The sequence below is a fragment of the Micromonospora sp. R311 genome (genome assembly GCF_056780015.1).
In genome coordinates this window covers 194951-211596 of the sequence record NZ_JBSWCE010000008.1, presented here as the reverse complement: position 1 = coordinate 211596, position 16646 = coordinate 194951, and the positions used below count along the sequence as shown (strand labels likewise).

Sequence of the window (16646 nt, the reverse complement as noted above, 5' to 3'; positions counted from 1 at the left end):
TTGCGTCACAACATGATCCTGGATGCCCTCTCTTCATACCCAGACATCGACCCCTGACATCGGAACTACTCGTCTAGCGGCGGCCGACCGTCAGCACCGGCTTGGTGACCTCGGCGAAGAAGTCGTTGCCCTTGTCGTCGACCACGATGAAGGCCGGGAAGTCCTCGACCTCGATCTTCCAGACCGCCTCCATGCCGAGCTCCGGGTACTCCAGGACCTCGACGTGCTTGATGCAGTCCTGGGCCAGCCGGGCGGCCGGGCCGCCGATCGAGCCGAGGTAGAAGCCGCCGTGCTGCTGGCAGGAGCGGGTCACCTGGGCCGACCGGTTCCCCTTGGCCAGCATCACCTGGGAGCCGCCGGCGGCCTGGAACTTCTCCACGTAGGCGTCCATCCGCCCGGCCGTGGTCGGGCCGAACGAGCCGGAGGCGTAGCCCTCCGGGGTCTTGGCCGGGCCGGCGTAGTAGACGGCGTGGTCCCGCAGGTACTGCGGCATCGGCTCACCGGCGTCCAGCCGCTCGGCGATCTTGGCGTGCGCGATGTCCCGGGCCACCACCAGCGGGCCGGTCAGCGAGAGCCGGGTCTTCACCGGGTACTTGGACAGCTCGGCGCGGATCTCGTCCATCGGCCGGTTGAGGTCGACCCGGACCACCTCGGTCGCGTCCAGTTGCGCCTCGGTGACGTCGGGCAGGAAGCGCGCCGGGTCGGTCTCGAGCCGCTCCAGCCACACGCCCGACGGGGTGATCTTGGCAACCGCCTGGCGGTCGGCGGAGCAGGAGACGGCGATCGCCACCGGGCAGGACGCGCCGTGCCGGGGCAGCCGGACCACCCGCACGTCGTGGCAGAAGTAGCGGCCGCCGAACTGCGCGCCGATGCCGAAGTTGCGGGTCAGCTCCAGCACCTCGGCCTCCAGCTCCAGGTCCCGGAAGCCGTGCGCGGTCATCGAGCCGGAGGTGGGCAGCGCGTCGAGGTACTTGGCGCTGGCGTACTTGGCGGTCTTCAGCGCGTACTCGGCGGAGGTGCCGCCGATCACGATGGCCAGGTGGTACGGCGGGCAGGCGGAGGTGCCGATCAGCCGCAGCTTCTCCTCCAGGAACTGCATCATCCGCGTGGGGTTCAACAGCGCCTTGGTCTCCTGGTAGAGGTACGACTTGTTGGCCGAGCCGCCCCCCTTGGCCATGAAGAGGAACTTGTACGCGTCCGGGTGGCCGTCCGGGTCCTCGGCGTAGAGCTCCACCTGCGCCGGCAGGTTGCTGCCGGTGTTGCGCTCCTCCCACATGGTCAGCGGGGCGAGCTGCGAGTAGCGCAGGTTCAGCCGGGTGTACGCCTGCCAGACACCGCGGGAGATCGCCTCGGCGTCGCTGCCGTCGGTGAGCACGTGCCGCCCGCGCTTGCCCATCACGATCGCGGTGCCGGTGTCCTGGCACATCGGCAGCACCCCGCCGGCGGCGATGTTGGCGTTGCGCAGCAGGTCGAGCGCGACGAACCGGTCGTTCGGCGAGGCCGCCGGGTCGTCGATGATCGAGCGCAGCTGGGCCAGGTGCGCGGGGCGCAGGAAGTGCGCGATGTCGTGCATCGCCTCGGCGGTCAGCGCGGTGAGCGCGGCCGGCTCCACGGTGAGGAACCGGCGGCCCCCCGGGCCGTTGACGACGTCGACGCCCTCGTCGGTGACCAGGCGGTACTCCGTCTGGTCCGGACCGGTCGGCAGCAAGGGAGCGTACGAGAACGCGGCGGCACTGCTCATGACCGGCAAGCCTAGGGCAGAGCGGTCGATCGGTCCCACCCGCCGGGTAGGTGCTGGGACGCCGCTCTCACCCGTCCTTGCCGCGGTCCGGGTCCGGGCAGAGTTCCCGCTTCGGGCCGCAGCTGTCGGCCGGCTCCGGGCCCACCTGACCGGTGCTGCCCGGGCCGGGGATGCCGCCGTCCCGGGTCGGCGGCGGTGCCCCCGCCGCGCCGCTGAAGCGCACGTATGCGATCTCCCGTCCCTCGCCGACGATCATGCCGTTCGGGCCGACCGCCAGCGCGTTCGCGGCGGTCCGTAGGACGGCCAGTTCCCGCCCGGTCCGCGGGTCGAGGGCGACCAGCCGGGACGGCTTCTCGTCGGCGACCAGCGCCGCGTACGGGGTGAGCGCGGCACCGGCCTTCGCGCCGGCCGACCGCCGCCACTGCACCTTGCCGCCGGCCAGCTCGCGGGCGACCACCGCGCCCTTGTCGGCCGTCCGGGCCAGCGCGTAGCGGTCGTCGACGGCGAGCAGCTTCTCGCCCCCGGCGCCGACCCAGAGCAGCCGACCGTCGTACCCGTCGAGGACCGCCTCCCGGCCGTCCGGGGCCACCCCGATCAGCACGTTCCGCGCCCCCTGTGGATCCTCCCGCTGCGCGCAGCCGGCGCTGTCGGCGGTGCGCAGGTTGATCCCGGAGCGGTGCCAGGTCTCCTGGCCGGTCGCCGGGTCCCGGCCGGAGATGGCGAAGTAGCAGCTGCCGTCCTGCGACCGGGCGGTGATCCGCAGCAGCCGGCCGCCGACCACGGAGAGCCGCTCGTCCCGGCCGGGTTCGACATTCTGCAGCACCCGGCCGGTGGCGGTGTCCACCACGTGCACCCGGCCGTCCACCGGGAAGCCGAGCAGCGGCGGCACCGGCTCCGGCCCGGCCACCTCCTCGTCGATCCGCACCGCGTCCAGCCGGCGGGTGCCGAGCAGACCGGGATTGTCCCCGAGCAGCCCGCTGCGCACCCCGGGCATGAAGGCCGTCCAGAGCGGGGTGGTGCCGCGCGGGTCCCAGGCGCTCAGCGTGCAGTCGGTGGCGTCTGCACAGTGCGCGTCCAGCAACAGGTTGCGGTACGTCCACACCGCCACCGCGTCGTCGTCGCGCCGGCGGGTGGCCCCGGTGACCGGGTCGAGCACCTCGTACCCCTTGACCAGCAGCTTGCCCACGACGACGACGGCGTCCCGGTCGCCGCCGGCCACCGCCGACCAGTCCGCCTTGCGCTCCCACAGCTGCGCGCCGGTGGCCAGCGCGCGGGCCTCGACCCGGGTGCGCTGCTCGACCACCACGGTGTCGCCGGCGAAGGTGACGCTGCGCGGGGTACCGCCGATCCGCTGCTGCCAGACCACGTCCGGCTCGGCGATCGGCTCGCTCCGGTCGACCCAGTCCCACAATCCGGGGAACGGGTTCCACACCCCGGTCGCGGCGAGGACCACGACCGCGATCAACGCGAGCAGCAACCCGCCGCGCACGCCGAGGCCGCTCCCCTTCGCCACACCGGACACGGTAGCCACGATCACGGAACTCCCGGGTCCCCGCGCCGCGTGTCGCCGGGCTTTCTCGACCGACCGGTCAGCGGCGGGCGGCGGAGCGGACCAGCGGCAGGGTCCGGTAGGGGATCTGCTCGGCCAGGGCGATGATCGTCGAGGCGCGGGTGATGCCCTCGTAGGAGACGATCTGGTCGATCACCCGCTGGAGGTCGGTGTTCGAGCGGGCCACGATCCGGCAGAGCAGGTCGCTGGACCCGGTGATGGTGTGCGCCTCCAGCACCTCGGGGATCGCGGCCAGGTGCGCGGCGACCGGGTCGTGCCCGTGCCGCTGGCTGATCTCCAGGGTGACGAAGCTGGTCACCGCGAACCCGATGGCGGCCGGTGAGATGTCCGGCCCGAACCCGCCGATCACCCCGCGCTCGACCAGCTTGTCCAGCCGGGCCTGGACGGTGCCGCGGGCCACGCCGAGCCGCCGGGAGCACTCCAGCACCCCGATCCGGGGCTCCTCGGCGAACAACTCGATCAACCTGGCGTCCAGTTCATCTAGCTGTACACCCTGACCATCATTCATGGGTTAGCACCCTACTGAATGCGCAACCTGACCAGCGTTCCCGTCGCCAGTTGCCCAGTGACGCCGGCCACCGCGATGCTCGGCGGAGGAACCATCAGTACGGCGACGGCCCACGAGGCCGGCCGGTACGCAAGGGAGGCCACCATGACCCAGGCGATCGACCGACCCGCCCCGACCGAAGAGGTCGACGTCGACGCGCTCGTCGGCGCCGTCGACCACGACATCAGCCGCGACCCGTTCCCGGTCAAGGGCCTGGACCACGTGCACTTCCTGGTGGGCAACGCCAAGCAGGCCGCGCACTACTACTCCACCGCGTTCGGCATGACCTGCGTGGCGTACCGCGGCCCGGAGCAGGGCTACCGGGACCACGCCCAGTACGTGCTGACCAGCGGCTCGGCCCGGTTCGTGCTGACCGGCGCGGTCCGTCCGGACGCCGAGGGCGCCGAGCACGTCGCCCGGCACAGCGACGGTGTCTCGGACATCGCGCTGGAGGTGCCGGACGTCGACGCCGCGTACGCGCACGCCACCGCGCAGGGCGCCACCGGCCTGGTCGAGCCGCACGACGTCAGCGACGAGCACGGCACCGTCCGGCTGGCCGCCATCGCCAGCTACGGCGACACCCGGCACACCCTGGTCGACCGGTCCCGCTACCGCGGCCCGTTCCTGCCCGGCTTCGTGGCCCGCGGGCCGATCGTGGACCGGCGGCCGATGATCGAGGCCGGCCTCCAGCCGAAGCGCTTCTTCCAGGCGGTCGACCACGTGGTCGGCAACGTCGAGCTCGGCCGGATGGACGAGTGGGTGGAGTTCTACAAGCGCGTCATGGGCTTCACCAACATGGCGGAGTTCGTCGGCGACGACATCGCCACCGACTACTCGGCGCTGATGAGCAAGGTGGTCGCCAACGGCACCCGCAAGGTGAAGTTCCCGCTGAACGAGCCGGCCGTCGCCCGCAAGAAGTCGCAGATCGACGAGTACCTCGAGTTCTACCAGGGCCCGGGCGCCCAGCACATCGCGGTGGCCACCAACGACATCCTGGCCAGCGTCGACGCGATGCGGGCGGCCGGCGTGGAGTTCCTGGACACCCCGGACTCCTACTACGACGACCCGGAGCTGCGCGCCCGGATCGGCGAGGTGCGGGTGCCGATCGAGCAGCTGAAGGCCCGCAAGATCCTGGTCGACCGGGACGAGGACGGCTACCTGCTGCAGATCTTCACCAAGCCGGTGCAGGACCGCCCGACCGTCTTCTTCGAGCTGATCGAGCGGCACGGCTCGCTCGGCTTCGGCAAGGGCAACTTCAAGGCGCTCTTCGAGGCCATCGAGCGGGAGCAGGAGAAGCGCGGCAACCTGTAACACTGTCGGCGTGACGCAGCCTCCGACGTACCCGATGCCGCCGGCGGGTGGGCCCGTGCCCCCCGCCGGCGGCTTCGCGCCGCCCGCCGGTCCCGCCAGTCAGGGGTACCCGGCGCCGCCGCAGTTCGCCCCGCCGGGACACCCGCCGCCGGGCTGGGCGCCGCCGCCAGGCTGGGCGCCACCGCCGGGCTGGGCGCCACCGCCGGGCTGGGCGCCACCGCCGGGCTGGGCGCCGCCGCCGGGCTGGGTGCAAGCGCCGGGTCACGCCGGGCCGCCGCCGACGCTCACCCCGGCGGGTCAGCCGCTCGCCAGCTTCAGCGACCGCCTGCTGGCCATGCTGATCGACACCGCGGTCTTCTACGTGGTCGGCCTGGTGCTCGCCGTGCCGGCGTTGATCATCTTCTTCGCGGTCGTCATGCCCGACCTCGTCCGGATCGAACCCGACGGCAGCGTGCCGCAGCCGGATGTCGTCAAGGACCTCCTGCTGCCGTTCCTCTGGATGGAACTCGCGATCATCGCGATCTCGTTCGTCGTGGCCTACGTCTACCACGTCGAGATGATGTTCCGGACCGGCCAGACCTACGGCAAGAAGGTCATGAAGCTACGGGTGGTGCCGCTGGATCCGGCCCGTACCCTCGACCGCCGGATCGCCGTCCGGCGGTTCCTGGTGCAGAACGTCGTCGGTCTGGTGCTTCTCGGCTTCAGCTACCTCGACGGGCTCTGGCAGCTGTGGGACAAGCCCTGGCAGCAGTGCCTACACGACAAGTTCGCCGGCACCGTCGTCGTTAAGGTTGCTCCGTGAGCGTCGAACCCGGCTGGTACGTCGACCCCGCCGACCCCGAGACCCGGCGGTACTGGGACGGGGAGGGGTGGATCGGCGCGCCGATCCCTGTCGACGCTGCGGTCCCCGAGGGTCCGCCGCCGGCCGAGCCGGCTCCCGCCGCGCCGCCCATCCCGGCCGCCCCGGTCAGCGCGCCGGGTGCGCCGGTCAGCGCGCCGGGTGCGCCGGTCTCGGCGCCGGGCACGCCGTCCGGCGTGCCGCATCCCGGGCCGGGACACCCAGGGCAGGCCTACCCCGGCGCCGGCCTGCCGCCGGGCTGGGGACCGGGACACTGGCCCGGCCGGCCGCCCGAGCCGCGCCCGCACGGGCTGCCGCTGGCCGGCTTCGGCTCGCGGCTGGTCGCCCGGCTGATCGACTTCGGCATCGTGTTCGCGCTGAACGCGGTGGTGAACGGCTGGTTCGTCTGGCGGCTGATCGAGGAGGTCACCCCGTACTGGCGGGAGGTGTTCCGGCGGGCGGTGGCCGGCGACACCTCGACCGAGGGACTGCCCCAGCCCAGCGAGCAGGCGGGCGGGTTGCAGATCGTCATCCTGCTGATCGCCACCGCGCTCTGGCTCGCCTACGAGGTGCCGACGACGGCCTCCGGCGGGCAGACCTTCGGCAAGCGGGTGATGGGCGTCAAGGTGGTGCCGCTGGCCGGCGACGAGCCGCTCGGCTTCGGCCGGGCGCTGCGCCGGTGGAACACCCTGGGCCTGCCCACCCTGCTCTGGTACTGCTGCGGCCTCGGTCTGCTGCTCCAGCTCGTCGACGCGCTCTCCCCGCTCTTCGACCACCCGCTGCGTCAGGCGCTGCACGACAAGCGCGCCCAGACCGTGGTGGTCCAGGTGCCCCACGCCCCCCGCCCCACCCCGAACGACCGCACCACACCCCCGGGAGACACCCCATGACCGACACCGGACGCCGCCAGCCGGCGGTGCGACTGACCCGCGCCGACCTGGACGCGCTGCCCAACTACGTACCCGGCCGCAGCCCGGCCGACCTGGCCCGCGAGCTGGGGCTGCCCGAGGCGATCAAGCTGGCCAGCAACGAGGTGCCGTACGGGCCGCTGCCCGGCGTGGTGGAGGCGGTCACGGAGGCCGCCGCCGGGGTGCACCGCTACCCGGACATGGGCGTGGTCGCGCTGCGTGAGGCACTGGCCGAGCGGTACGGCGTGGCCGCCGACCGGATCGCCACCGGCTGCGGTTCGGTGGCGCTGGCCGAGCACCTGGTCCGGGCCACCTGCCTGCCCGGCGACGAGCTGCTCTACGCGTGGCGCTCGTTCGAGGCGTACCCGATCATCGCGGCGACCAGCGGCGCGACCAGCGTGCGGGTGCCCAACGACGCCGGGCACGGGCACGACCTGGCGGCGATGGCGGCGGCGGTGACCGACCGGACCCGGATGATCCTGGTCTGCAACCCGAACAACCCGACCGGCACCGCGGTCCGCCGGGCGGAGCTGGACCGGTTCCTCGACGCGGTCCCGGACGACGTGCTGGTGGTGATCGACGAGGCGTACCGGGAGTTCGTCACCGACCCCGAGGTGCCGGACGGGCTGAGCTACCTCGACCGGCCGAACGTGGCGGTGCTGCGCACGCTGTCCAAGGCGTGGGGTCTGGCCGGCCTGCGGATCGGCTGGTTGGTCGCCCAGCCCGAGGTGGCGGCTGCGGTGCGCAAGGTGGTCACCCCCTTCTCCACCAGCATGGCCGCGCAGGCCGGCGCGCTCGCCGCGCTGGCCCAGGCCGCCGAGGTGGAGCGGCGGTGCGCCCTGGTGGTGGCCGAGCGGGACCGGGTCACCCAGGCGCTGCGCAAGCTCGTCCCGGACGTCCCGACCAGCCAGGCGAACTTCGTCTGGCTGCCGCTGGGCGACCGGGCGGTGGACTTCGGCAAGGCGTGTGAGGCGCGCGGGGTGATCGTCCGGCCGTTCCCCGGCGACGGGGTCCGGGTGACCATCGGCACCCCGGCCGAGAACGACGCCTTCCTCGCCGCCGCGGAGTCGGCGCTGGCCTGAGCCCGGGGCCGGTCCGGTCCGCCATCCCCCCGCGGACCGGACCGGACGTCCCGGCCGGCCGTCACCGGCTGCCGCTCTCCGGCACCGTGATGTCGGCCCCGACCGTCCGGGACGACTCGACCGTCCGGGCCGGTGCCGCGGCATCGACCGGCGACGGGGTGAGCAGGATCAGGATCGCGCCCAACAGGGCAGCCAGCAGTCGCACGAGTGGGACTATAAATAACTTATGTCCGTTTTGTCGAGTAGCCGGGAGGCTTCGGCGGGTCACGTCGCGGCGAGGATCACCGGCTCCGACGTGAGAAAGTAGCGCTGGTCGTCGCCGTCCGGGTCGACCGGCCTGCGGAGCCGCTCGACGGCCACCCAGCCGTCCACCGCGTACGCCGCGCCGGGCGCCCAGCCGGTGCCGTCGGCACCGGCGGTCATCGGGAACCGGGACAGCTGCACCCCGGTCGCCGAGTCCAGCGTCACCAGGTCGTTCGCCTCGGTCAGGAAGTGCACCCGCAGCGGCTCGACCGCGATCACCCGGCCCGGCCCGAGGTCGGGCCGGCGCCACAGCTCGGCGCCGCTGCGGGCCGGCCGGCCGACCAGCACCCCGTCGACCACCGCCACCGCCTGCTCCCCGACCAGCTCGGCGTCCGGCCGGTCCAGCTCGGGAGCGGCGACCGGCTCCCCCGCCCCGAGCAACCAGCCCCGCCCGCCGCCGTCCCCCGGCCCGGCGGTACGCAGCCCGGTGCATCCGGACCGGCCGGTCCGGCAGCCGAGCGGCGTCACCACCAGCCGCTCACCGGCTCCGGCCGGACGCCAACGGCTGGCCACCGCCCCGGTGCCGGCGTCCCGGAACTCGACCGCGGCGGGCCCGGCGCAGGCGTCCACGGTGACCAGGTGGCCGCTGGCGGTCGCGCCCACGAAGTCCCGGCAGCTCGGGTCGACCTCGGCCCGCCACAGCTGCCGGCCGTCGGTCAGCCCGACTCCGCGTACCGCGCCGTCGCCCGAGGCCACCACCACCTCGCGGCCGTCGGCGGCGCGGGTCACCACCAGGCCACGCGGGTTCCAGACCACCGCCGCCCCGGTCCGCCGGACCGTGTGCTCCCCCACCGGCTCCGGTCCGTCGGCGCGCCAGATCACCCGCCCGGTACGCGCGTCCAGCGCCACCAGCCGCCCGTCCGACCAGCGGCTGACCACCGTGGTCCCGCTCGCCACCACCCCGTCCAGCTCGGCCGGCCAGCGCCGGTACGACCAGAACGGCGTGGTGCGGTGCCGCCCGTCGACCGGGCGGTCGGCGTAGACCTGCCGGTGGCCGGCGTACACCCGGAGCCGGCCGTCCACGATCAGCGGGGCGACGGGCAGCCGGCCGACCACCCCCACGGTCGGCCCGGGGGGCGGCGGATAGTCGGCTCGGGCGACCGTACTGACCTCGGCGGGGGCGAGCACCCGGTAGACCGTCACGGCGACCGCGGCGACGACGAGCAGCGCCGCGACCACGATCACGATCCGCCGCCGGCCCTTCGCCAACCCCATGCCGCACCTCCGCCCGGCACCCTACCCAGCGGAGCTGGTGGCAGCCTGGTCAGGTTGCCGGCCGGCGACGACCACAGCACTCGGCCCGGTCGGCGTCAGGCGGCCTCGGCCGAGCCGGCGGTGGCCGCCGCGGCGGCGAGATCGGCGAGGTCCCGCCGCAGCGCCCCCTCGACCGCCCGGGCGGCCAGCCCGCCGAGGAGCAGCGCGAGCACCCGGCCGTACGGCGCGGTCGGCACCGCCTCCTGCTCGACGGTGACCGCGGTGCAGCCCCGGCGGCGCCGCTCGACCTCACGCAGCGTCCAGGTGATCCGGTAGTCGACCCCGGCGCCGGGCGAGCTGAGCACGAGCCGGCGGGGCGGCTCCGCCTCGACCACCACGAACTCCTCGACCAGCGCGCTGCCGTCGGGCTGGCGGCGGGACTCCCGCCAGGCGGTGCCCGGCCCGAACCCGCCGGAGGTGAGCAGCTCGACCGGACCGGCGGCGCCGGTGCGGGCGGTCCGCAGCCGCAGGTCGGTCAGGAGGCGCCAGACGTCGACGGCGTGCGCCTCGATGAACTCGGTAACCGCCACCGTCGACATGCCAACCTCCCGTGGCGTCGACGGTACGCCGGGTGAGCGCGGAACGGGGACTCCCCGGCGAAACTTTCACCACCCGCGGCCCGGACGGCCGGATCAGGTCGATGTCGGCGACCCCGCCGGCGGCCCGGCCGGCGCGGCCACCCGACCCCGCGGTCCGCCGGTCAGGGCCGGAACTGGCCGGCCCGAATCGCCTCGACGAACGCCGTCCACCCCGGCGGGCTCACCGCGAGCGTCGGCCCGGCCTGGTCCTTGGAGTCGCGCACCCCGACCACGCCGACCAGGTTGTCGGCCACCTCCACGCAGAGCCCCTGGTCGTTGGAGCGGCTGCTGGTCCGCCAGACCGCGCCCGCGAACTCGTTCATCGTCGTCATCTCCCTTGCCTCGACGGGACGCCGTGCCGCGCCGGGACCGGGGCCGGAAGGGGGCGCCGGCCCGGCCCGGCGCGGCACGGCGACGGAATCCGGGACGATCAACGCGACAGTGACGGGCCCCGGTCGCACACTCGGTGCGACCGGGGCCGGGAAAGATCGAGAGGGCCGGTCAGCGGGCCGGGAGGATCGTCCCGGTCACCTCGCCCAGCGCCACCGTGGTGCCGTCCGGGCCGGGCGCGGTGGCGGTGACGGTCACCGTGTCCCCGTCCTCCAGGAAGGTCCGGGTCTCGCCACCGGCGAACTTCACCGGCTCCGCGCCGCCCCAGGTGAGTTCCAGGAACGAGCCGACCTGGTGCCGCTCCGGGCCGGAGACGGTGCCCGAGGCGTACAGGTCGCCGGTGCGCAGCGAGGCGCCGTTGACGGTCAGGTGGGCCAGCTGCTGGGCGGGCGTCCAGTACATGGTGGCGAACGGCGGCTCGCTGACCTGTTCGCCGTTCCACCGCACCGACAGCCGCAGGTCGAGCCCCAGACGCGGCACGTCGCGCAGGTAGTCGGCGACCGGCGGGTCCTGGTCCGGGGCCGGCACGAACGCGTCGCCGAGCGCGTCCAGCGGGGTGACCCAGGCGGAGACGGAGGTGGCGAAGGACTTGCCCAGGAACGGGCCGAGGGGCTGGTACTCCCAGGCCTGGATGTCCCGGGCGGACCAGTCGTTGACCAGCACCACGCCGAAGACGTGGTCGGCGAAGTCGTCGACGCCCACCCGGCTGCCCAGCGGGCTCGGCACGCCCACCACGAAGCCGACCTCGGCCTCGATGTCGAGCCGGACGCACGGGCCGGTGACCGGCCCCTGCGCGCTGGCCCGCTGGCCGGTGGGGCGGACCACCGGGGTGCCGGAGACCACCACGGTGCCGGCCCGGCCGTGGTAACCGATCGGCAGGTGCTTCCAGTTCGGCAGCAGCGGCGGCTGGCCGGGACGGAAGATCTGCCCGACGTTGGCCGCGTGGTGTTCCGAGGAGTAGAAGTCGACGTAGTCGGCCACCTCGAACGGCAGCTGCATCCGCGCCTCGTCCAGCGGGACCAGCAGCGGCTCCACCTCCGGCCGGTGCGCGGCGTCGGTGAGCAGCTCGGTGACCCGCTGCCGGACCGCCGTCCACTGCGGACGTCCGAGCGCCATGAACTCGTTGAGGGTGGGCCGGCCGAGCGCCCCGGCGGCCAGCACCAGGCCGGCCGCCTCCGCGCCGGCCAGGTCCAGCACGAAGTCCCCGATGCGTACGCCGATCCGCGGCTCACGCCCGTCGTGGCGGAACACCCCGTACGGCAGGTTGTGCACCCCGTACGGCGAGCCGTCGGCACCCGTCACCCAGCTCATGCCGGCCCTCCGCTGCGCCGAACGGTCCGAGTCCCGGCCGCGTCGGTGGATGCCGCAGCATCGACACGGCCTCGGCCGGGGGTCGGACTGTGAGCAGTGCCGCCATGAGGCACCACCGGCCTGCGACGATCGTTCGCTCGCTGACGCTCGCTCATGCGTCGATGCCCCCGTTCACCAGCCCCAGCCGGATCAGATCGGTCAGTGGTTCCAGGATGCTGCACGATCCGTAGCCGATCCACAGCGGACGCGCGGTGTCCAGCCGCGCCTCGGTCCACTGCACCAGCGGGCGCGGGTCGGCGGCGGTGAGCAGCTCGGCGACGGTCCTCGTACCGGCGCCCTCGGCCGCGGCGAGGGTGGCGGCCAGCACGTTGCCGAAGCCGTGGTGGGTGAAGCCGGTCTCCGGGTCCAGGTGCCGGACGGCCTGGTGCAGCCCGGCGGTCAGCTTGAACGGCAGCTGGCGGTCGCGGCAGGCGCAGATCACCGCGGCCAGCTCGGCCGGGGTGGGGAACAGCTCGGCGGCCAGCCCGCCGGTGCGGAACTTGGCGGCGATCGGCACCCCGTCCGCCCGGGCCGCGGCGAGCGCGTCCAGCGCGTCCATCAGCCCGAACGTCAGCGGCAGCTCGGCGTAGACGGCGTCCACGCCGGCCAGCTCGTCCGTGACCCGCAGCAGGTCGGTCAGGCCGGGCAGTGGGTCCTCGCCCCGTTTGGCCACCGCCACCTCGACCTGGCGGGCCGTCACGCCGTCCGGTGCCAGGAACGACAGCGCGAAGGGGAGGCCCTCGATCCCGGTGTCACCGATCACCCCGACCACGAAGCCCTCGGCCGGATCGACGAGACCGCTCAGCTCGCCCGCCGCGACGGCCGAGGCCGGGACCAGGAGCGGGCCGACCAGGTCGGCGTACCAGGAGGCGCGGTGCCGCCGGTGCGCGGCCACGGCGTCGGGCAGCGACGCGCTGCCGGGCGGGAAGACTGCGGCGTCGTCGACCAGGCCGTCGAGGAGCGCGGGCACCTGCGTTGACACGAGACAAGAATGTACGGGACGCTACAAGGAACGGACAACAGCGTCCGATTATCGGACGCTGACCGGCCGGTGAACGGACGAATCCGGGAGGCGAGATGCCGTACTACCGCAGCGTCGGCGAGGTGCCGCGCAAGCGCCACACCCAGTTCCGCCAGCCCGACGGCAGCCTCTACGCCGAGGAGCTGATGGGCCAGGAGGGCTTCTCCTCCGACTCGTCCCTGCTCTACCACCGGCACGCGCCCACCGCGATCGTGGCCGCCGAGGAGTTCACCCCGCCGGCGTTCACCCGCACGCCCAACCTGCCGCTCAAGCCCCGCCACCTGCGCACCCACAAGCTCGACGGCACCGGCGCCGACCCGGTGCTCGGCCGGCAGTACCTGCTGGCCAACGACGACGTCCGGATCGCGTACGTGCTGGCCGACCGGCCGTCGCCGCTGTTCCGGGACGCCACCGGCGACCACTGCCTCTATCTGGAGTCCGGCGCGCTGCGGGTGGAGTCCACGTTCGGCGTGCTCGACGCGGTGGCCGGCGACTACGTCATCATCCCCACCTCGACGGTGCACCGGCTGGTGCCGACCGGCGACGAGCCGGCCCGGCTGCTCGCCATCGAGGCGGCCGGTCACATCGGTCCGCCGAAGCGCTACCTCTCGGTGCGCGGCCAGTTCCTGGAGCACTCGCCGTACTGCGAGCGGGACGTCCGCGGACCGGACGCGCCACTGCTGGTCGACGGCGAGGAGGCGGAGGTGCTGGTCCGGCACCGCCGGGGCTGGACCCGTCATGTGTACGCCCACCACCCGTTCGACGTGGTCGGCTGGGACGGGCACATGTACCCGTGGGCCTTCTCCATCCACGACTTCGAGCCGATCACCGGCCGGATCCACCAGCCGCCGCCGGTGCACCAGACCTTCCAGGGCCCGAACTTCGTGATCTGCTCGTTCGTGCCCCGCAAGGTCGACTACCACCCGGACGCCATCCCGGTGCCCTACAACCACCACAACGTCGACTCCGACGAGATGCTCTTCTACACCGGCGGCAACTACGAGGCCCGGCGCGGCTCCGGCATCGAGCAGGGCTCGATCTCGCTGCACCCGTCCGGCTTCACCCACGGCCCCCAGCCCGGCGCGGCCGAACGCTCGATCGGCGTCGACTACTTCGACGAGCTCGCCGTCATGGTCGACACCTTCCGCCCACTCGACCTCTGCGACGCCGGCCGGTCCTGCGAGGACGACGGCTACGCCTGGACCTGGGCGCGCCGCGGCTGAGGCACACCCGTCAGCCGCCAGCCGGCGTGATCGCGGCCTGACCACCGGGCCACGATCACGCCGGCCGCGCTGACGACCGGCCGCCGGCGACATCCTGCCGCGCGTCGCCGCCGTCCAACTGGGCGGCGTCCTACGGCTGCGGCTCGCGGAGACGCTGCGCCTGACGCTGGCGGGTCACGGCAACGACGAGATCGCGCGGACCGTCACCGCAGACGTCCGCACCGCCTTCGCCGACTGGAGCCCTCCCTCGGCGACTACGCCGTTCGTCCCGCCCCTGACCCGGCGGGGCCATGGGGGTTCAAACCTGGGTGCGGGTGAAGACGGCGAACACGGCCGCCGCGGCGGTGGCGATGGCGAGGACCAGCGGCCACGGGGTGCCGACCAGGGCGTAGAGCAGGATCAGCAGGGGCGCGCCGGCGGCCGCGTAGACGGCGAGGGCCAGCATCCGGTCGGAGCGGAGCAGGCTGGGCAGGATGGTGCGGGTCAGGCCGGGCAGCTTGGCGGCGAAGCGCCAGACGACGATGCCGCCGCCGGCCGCCGCCAGCACCGCCGCGAACCGGGAGAACCCCTCGCTGCCCGGGGCGAGGCAGGCGATCGCCACGGTGGCGATCATCGTCCAGCCAGCCCCGTAGAGCACGAGCCGGCGTACGCCGGCCGAGATCGTGCGGCCGGAGTCGACCCGGCCGGGGCTTATCGCGGCCGCCTCGGCCAGGTGCTCCAGCGCGTCGCTCCAGCGCCGCTGCTCCAGCCGCAGCACGCCGATGTCGTGCCGCGCCTCGGCCAGCTGCGGGTCCAGCCGCAACGCCTCCCGGTAGGCCCGCTCGGCCAGGTCGAACAGCTGCATGTTGGCGGCGACCAGACCGAGCACCAGGTGCGCCTGCGGCTCCTCGGGAGCCAGCTCCACCCCGCGCCAGGCCGCGTTCAGTGCCGGCTGCCCGTTGCGCGAGCCGGCCAGGATCGCCGCCGCGCTCCGCTGGGCGTACGCGTCGTCCGGGCCCAGCGACAGGATCTGGTCGGCGGTCCGCGCCGACTCGGCGTACCGCTCCAGGTCGCCCAGCGCCAGGCCGCGGGCGACCAGCGGCGGGACGGCGTTCGGGGCGGCGGCCGCCGCGGCGTCGGCGGCGGTGAGCGCCTCGGCCGGCCGGCCGGCGGCGAGGTGCACCCGGGCGAGCATGGTCAGCGCCGCGGGGTTGCCCGGTTCCAGGGCGACCGCGTAGGCGATCTCCGCGGCGGCCTCGTCGTAGCGGCCGAGCTCGGCGAGGAGCTGGGCGCGCTGGAGGTAGCCGTCGGCGGCGGACTGGTCGGAGGCGGCGTCGCTGGACATCGCGGCGAGCCTAGGCGGCCGACGCCGGGTACACCAGGGCCACCGCGATACCGGTGAGCCCCTCGCCGCGGCCGGGGAAGCCGAGGCCGTCGGTGGTGGCGGCGGAGACGCTGACCGGCGCGCCGACCGCCGCGGAGAGCACCTGCTCGGCCTCGGCACGGCGCGGCCCGATCTTCGGCCGGTTACCGACCACCTGCACCGAGACGTTGCCGATGGCGAACCCGGCGGCCCGCACCCGGCGGGCGCTCTCGGTGAGCAGGGCGACGCCGGACGCGCCGGCCCACTCCGGCTCGGCCACCCCGAAGTTCGACCCGAGGTCGCCGAGTCCGGCGGCGGAGAGCAGCGCGTTGCAGGCGGCGTGCGCGACCACGTCGGCGTCCGAGTGGCCGGCCAGGCCGTCCTGGTCGGGCCAGAGCAGGCCGGCCACCCAGCACGGCCGGCCGGGCGCGAAGGCGTGCACGTCCGTGCCGATGGCCACCCGGGGAACGATCATGGAAAGAGGGTACGCGTCAGCCGCCGGTGGCCAGCAGGTGCTCGGCCAGCGCCAGGTCGAACGGACGGGTGATCTTCAATGCGTACTCGGAGCCGGGGACGCAGCGCACCGGCACGCCCTGCTTCTCGACCAGGCCGGCGTCGTCGGTGAGCGGGTCGCCGGCGGCGGCGTGCGCGGCGGCCAGCACCGCGCGGCGGAAGCCCTGCGGGGTCTGCACCGCCCGCAGGGCGGAGCGGTCGACGGTGCCGAGGACCACCTCGTCGGCGCCGACCTCCTTCACCGTGTCGACCACCGGGAGCACCGGGATCACCGCGTCGTGGCCGGCCCGGACCGCCGTCGCGACGGATTCCACCAGCTCGGGCGGGGTGAGCGCGCGCGCCGCGTCGTGCACGAGGACGATCTCGGGACCGGCGGGCACCGCGGCCAGCGCGGCGGCCACCGAGGCCTGCCGTTCCGCGCCGCCGGGCACCACGGTCACCGGGGCGACCGGAGCGAGCAGCGCGCGGACGGCGTCCACCTCGGCGGCCGGGGCCGCCACCACGATGGTGTGCACCGACGGCGCGGCGGCGAGCCGGCGGACCGCGTGCACCAGCAGCGGCTCCCCGGCGAGCGGGCGCAGTGCCTTGGGCCGGCCGGGACCGAGGCGTACGCCGGCACCGGCCGCAGGCACGAGGACCGCGACGTCACCGCGCGGATTGAGCTGCGCGGTCACG

General features: G+C 74.2%; 17 protein-coding genes. 5 read left to right on the top strand and 12 right to left on the bottom strand.

Annotated features, from left to right (window positions below):
* Nucleotides 1-73: 73 nt before the first annotated feature.
* From AC1WTP_RS09420 to AC1WTP_RS09410, 3 genes are all read right to left on the bottom strand, one after another.
* Complete coding sequence (locus AC1WTP_RS09420) at nucleotides 74-1741, bottom strand: fumarate hydratase (protein ID WP_447134106.1); 1668 nt, start codon at nucleotides 1739-1741, stop codon at nucleotides 74-76.
* Between the two features lie 67 nt (nucleotides 1742-1808).
* The gene (locus tag AC1WTP_RS09415; protein ID WP_481648825.1) at nucleotides 1809-3254 is read right to left on the bottom strand and encodes an outer membrane protein assembly factor BamB family protein; all 1446 of its coding nucleotides are present in this window, start codon (nucleotides 3252-3254) and stop codon (nucleotides 1809-1811) included.
* Nucleotides 3255-3330: 76 nt separating this feature from the next.
* Complete coding sequence (locus AC1WTP_RS09410) at nucleotides 3331-3819, bottom strand: Lrp/AsnC family transcriptional regulator (RefSeq protein WP_481648824.1); 489 nt, start codon at nucleotides 3817-3819, stop codon at nucleotides 3331-3333.
* A 144-nt stretch (nucleotides 3820-3963) separates the two neighbouring features.
* Between AC1WTP_RS09410 and hppD the strand changes: the two genes are divergently transcribed.
* The 4 genes from hppD to hisC are packed head-to-tail and all read left to right on the top strand — an operon-like array spanning nucleotide 3964 to nucleotide 7997.
* On the top strand, nucleotides 3964-5169 hold the full coding sequence (gene hppD / locus AC1WTP_RS09405; protein WP_481648823.1) for a 4-hydroxyphenylpyruvate dioxygenase: 1206 nt from the start codon (nucleotides 3964-3966) through the stop codon (nucleotides 5167-5169).
* Between the two features lie 10 nt (nucleotides 5170-5179).
* Nucleotides 5180-5971, top strand: coding sequence for an RDD family protein (locus AC1WTP_RS09400; RefSeq protein WP_481648822.1), 792 nt, complete (start codon nucleotides 5180-5182; stop codon nucleotides 5969-5971).
* Nucleotides 5968-6897, top strand: a complete 930-nt coding sequence (locus tag AC1WTP_RS09395) for an RDD family protein (protein ID WP_481648821.1) — start codon at nucleotides 5968-5970, stop codon at nucleotides 6895-6897. The genes AC1WTP_RS09400 and AC1WTP_RS09395 overlap by 4 nt, the downstream gene beginning before the upstream one ends.
* Complete coding sequence (gene hisC, locus AC1WTP_RS09390; protein WP_481648820.1) at nucleotides 6894-7997, top strand: histidinol-phosphate transaminase; 1104 nt, start codon at nucleotides 6894-6896, stop codon at nucleotides 7995-7997. The genes AC1WTP_RS09395 and hisC overlap by 4 nt, the downstream gene beginning before the upstream one ends.
* A 61-nt stretch (nucleotides 7998-8058) precedes the next feature.
* On the opposite strand, the gene AC1WTP_RS09385 is transcribed toward hisC, so the two are convergent.
* From AC1WTP_RS09385 to AC1WTP_RS09360, 6 genes are all read right to left on the bottom strand, one after another.
* On the bottom strand, nucleotides 8059-8202 hold the full coding sequence (locus AC1WTP_RS09385) for a hypothetical protein (RefSeq protein ID WP_481648819.1): 144 nt from the start codon (nucleotides 8200-8202) through the stop codon (nucleotides 8059-8061).
* Nucleotides 8203-8261: 59 nt separating this feature from the next.
* Complete coding sequence (locus tag AC1WTP_RS09380; RefSeq protein WP_481648818.1) at nucleotides 8262-9515, bottom strand: outer membrane protein assembly factor BamB family protein; 1254 nt, start codon at nucleotides 9513-9515, stop codon at nucleotides 8262-8264.
* Nucleotides 9516-9610: 95 nt separating this feature from the next.
* Nucleotides 9611-10093 carry an SRPBCC family protein gene (locus AC1WTP_RS09375; protein WP_481648817.1) on the bottom strand — a complete coding sequence of 161 codons (483 nt, stop codon included), beginning with the start codon at nucleotides 10091-10093 and terminating at the stop codon, nucleotides 9611-9613.
* 161 nt (nucleotides 10094-10254) lie between these two features.
* Complete coding sequence (locus AC1WTP_RS09370; protein ID WP_481648816.1) at nucleotides 10255-10455, bottom strand: DUF397 domain-containing protein; 201 nt, start codon at nucleotides 10453-10455, stop codon at nucleotides 10255-10257.
* 178 nt (nucleotides 10456-10633) lie between these two features.
* Nucleotides 10634-11833: a fumarylacetoacetase gene (gene fahA, locus AC1WTP_RS09365; RefSeq protein ID WP_481648815.1), complete on the bottom strand. Its 1200-nt coding sequence runs from the start codon at nucleotides 11831-11833 to the stop codon at nucleotides 10634-10636.
* Between the two features lie 151 nt (nucleotides 11834-11984).
* Nucleotides 11985-12854: a hypothetical protein gene (locus AC1WTP_RS09360; protein WP_481648814.1), complete on the bottom strand. Its 870-nt coding sequence runs from the start codon at nucleotides 12852-12854 to the stop codon at nucleotides 11985-11987.
* A 95-nt stretch (nucleotides 12855-12949) separates the two neighbouring features.
* On the opposite strand from AC1WTP_RS09360, the gene AC1WTP_RS09355 reads away from it, so the two are divergent.
* Nucleotides 12950-14116 carry a homogentisate 1,2-dioxygenase domain-containing protein gene (locus AC1WTP_RS09355; protein WP_481648813.1) on the top strand — a complete coding sequence of 389 codons (1167 nt, stop codon included), beginning with the start codon at nucleotides 12950-12952 and terminating at the stop codon, nucleotides 14114-14116.
* A 298-nt stretch (nucleotides 14117-14414) separates the two neighbouring features.
* On the opposite strand, the gene AC1WTP_RS09350 is transcribed toward AC1WTP_RS09355, so the two are convergent.
* From AC1WTP_RS09350 to ispD, 3 genes are read right to left on the bottom strand one after another with little or no spacing between them, the layout of a single operon-like run.
* Nucleotides 14415-15440, bottom strand: a complete 1026-nt coding sequence (locus AC1WTP_RS09350) for a tetratricopeptide repeat protein (RefSeq protein ID WP_481648812.1) — start codon at nucleotides 15438-15440, stop codon at nucleotides 14415-14417.
* A gap of 10 nt (nucleotides 15441-15450) precedes the next feature.
* Complete coding sequence (gene ispF / locus AC1WTP_RS09345; RefSeq protein ID WP_481648811.1) at nucleotides 15451-15933, bottom strand: 2-C-methyl-D-erythritol 2,4-cyclodiphosphate synthase; 483 nt, start codon at nucleotides 15931-15933, stop codon at nucleotides 15451-15453.
* A gap of 16 nt (nucleotides 15934-15949) precedes the next feature.
* The gene (ispD, locus tag AC1WTP_RS09340) at nucleotides 15950-16645 is read right to left on the bottom strand and encodes a 2-C-methyl-D-erythritol 4-phosphate cytidylyltransferase (RefSeq protein ID WP_481648810.1); all 696 of its coding nucleotides are present in this window, start codon (nucleotides 16643-16645) and stop codon (nucleotides 15950-15952) included.
* Between the last annotated feature and the right edge of the window lies 1 nt (nucleotide 16646).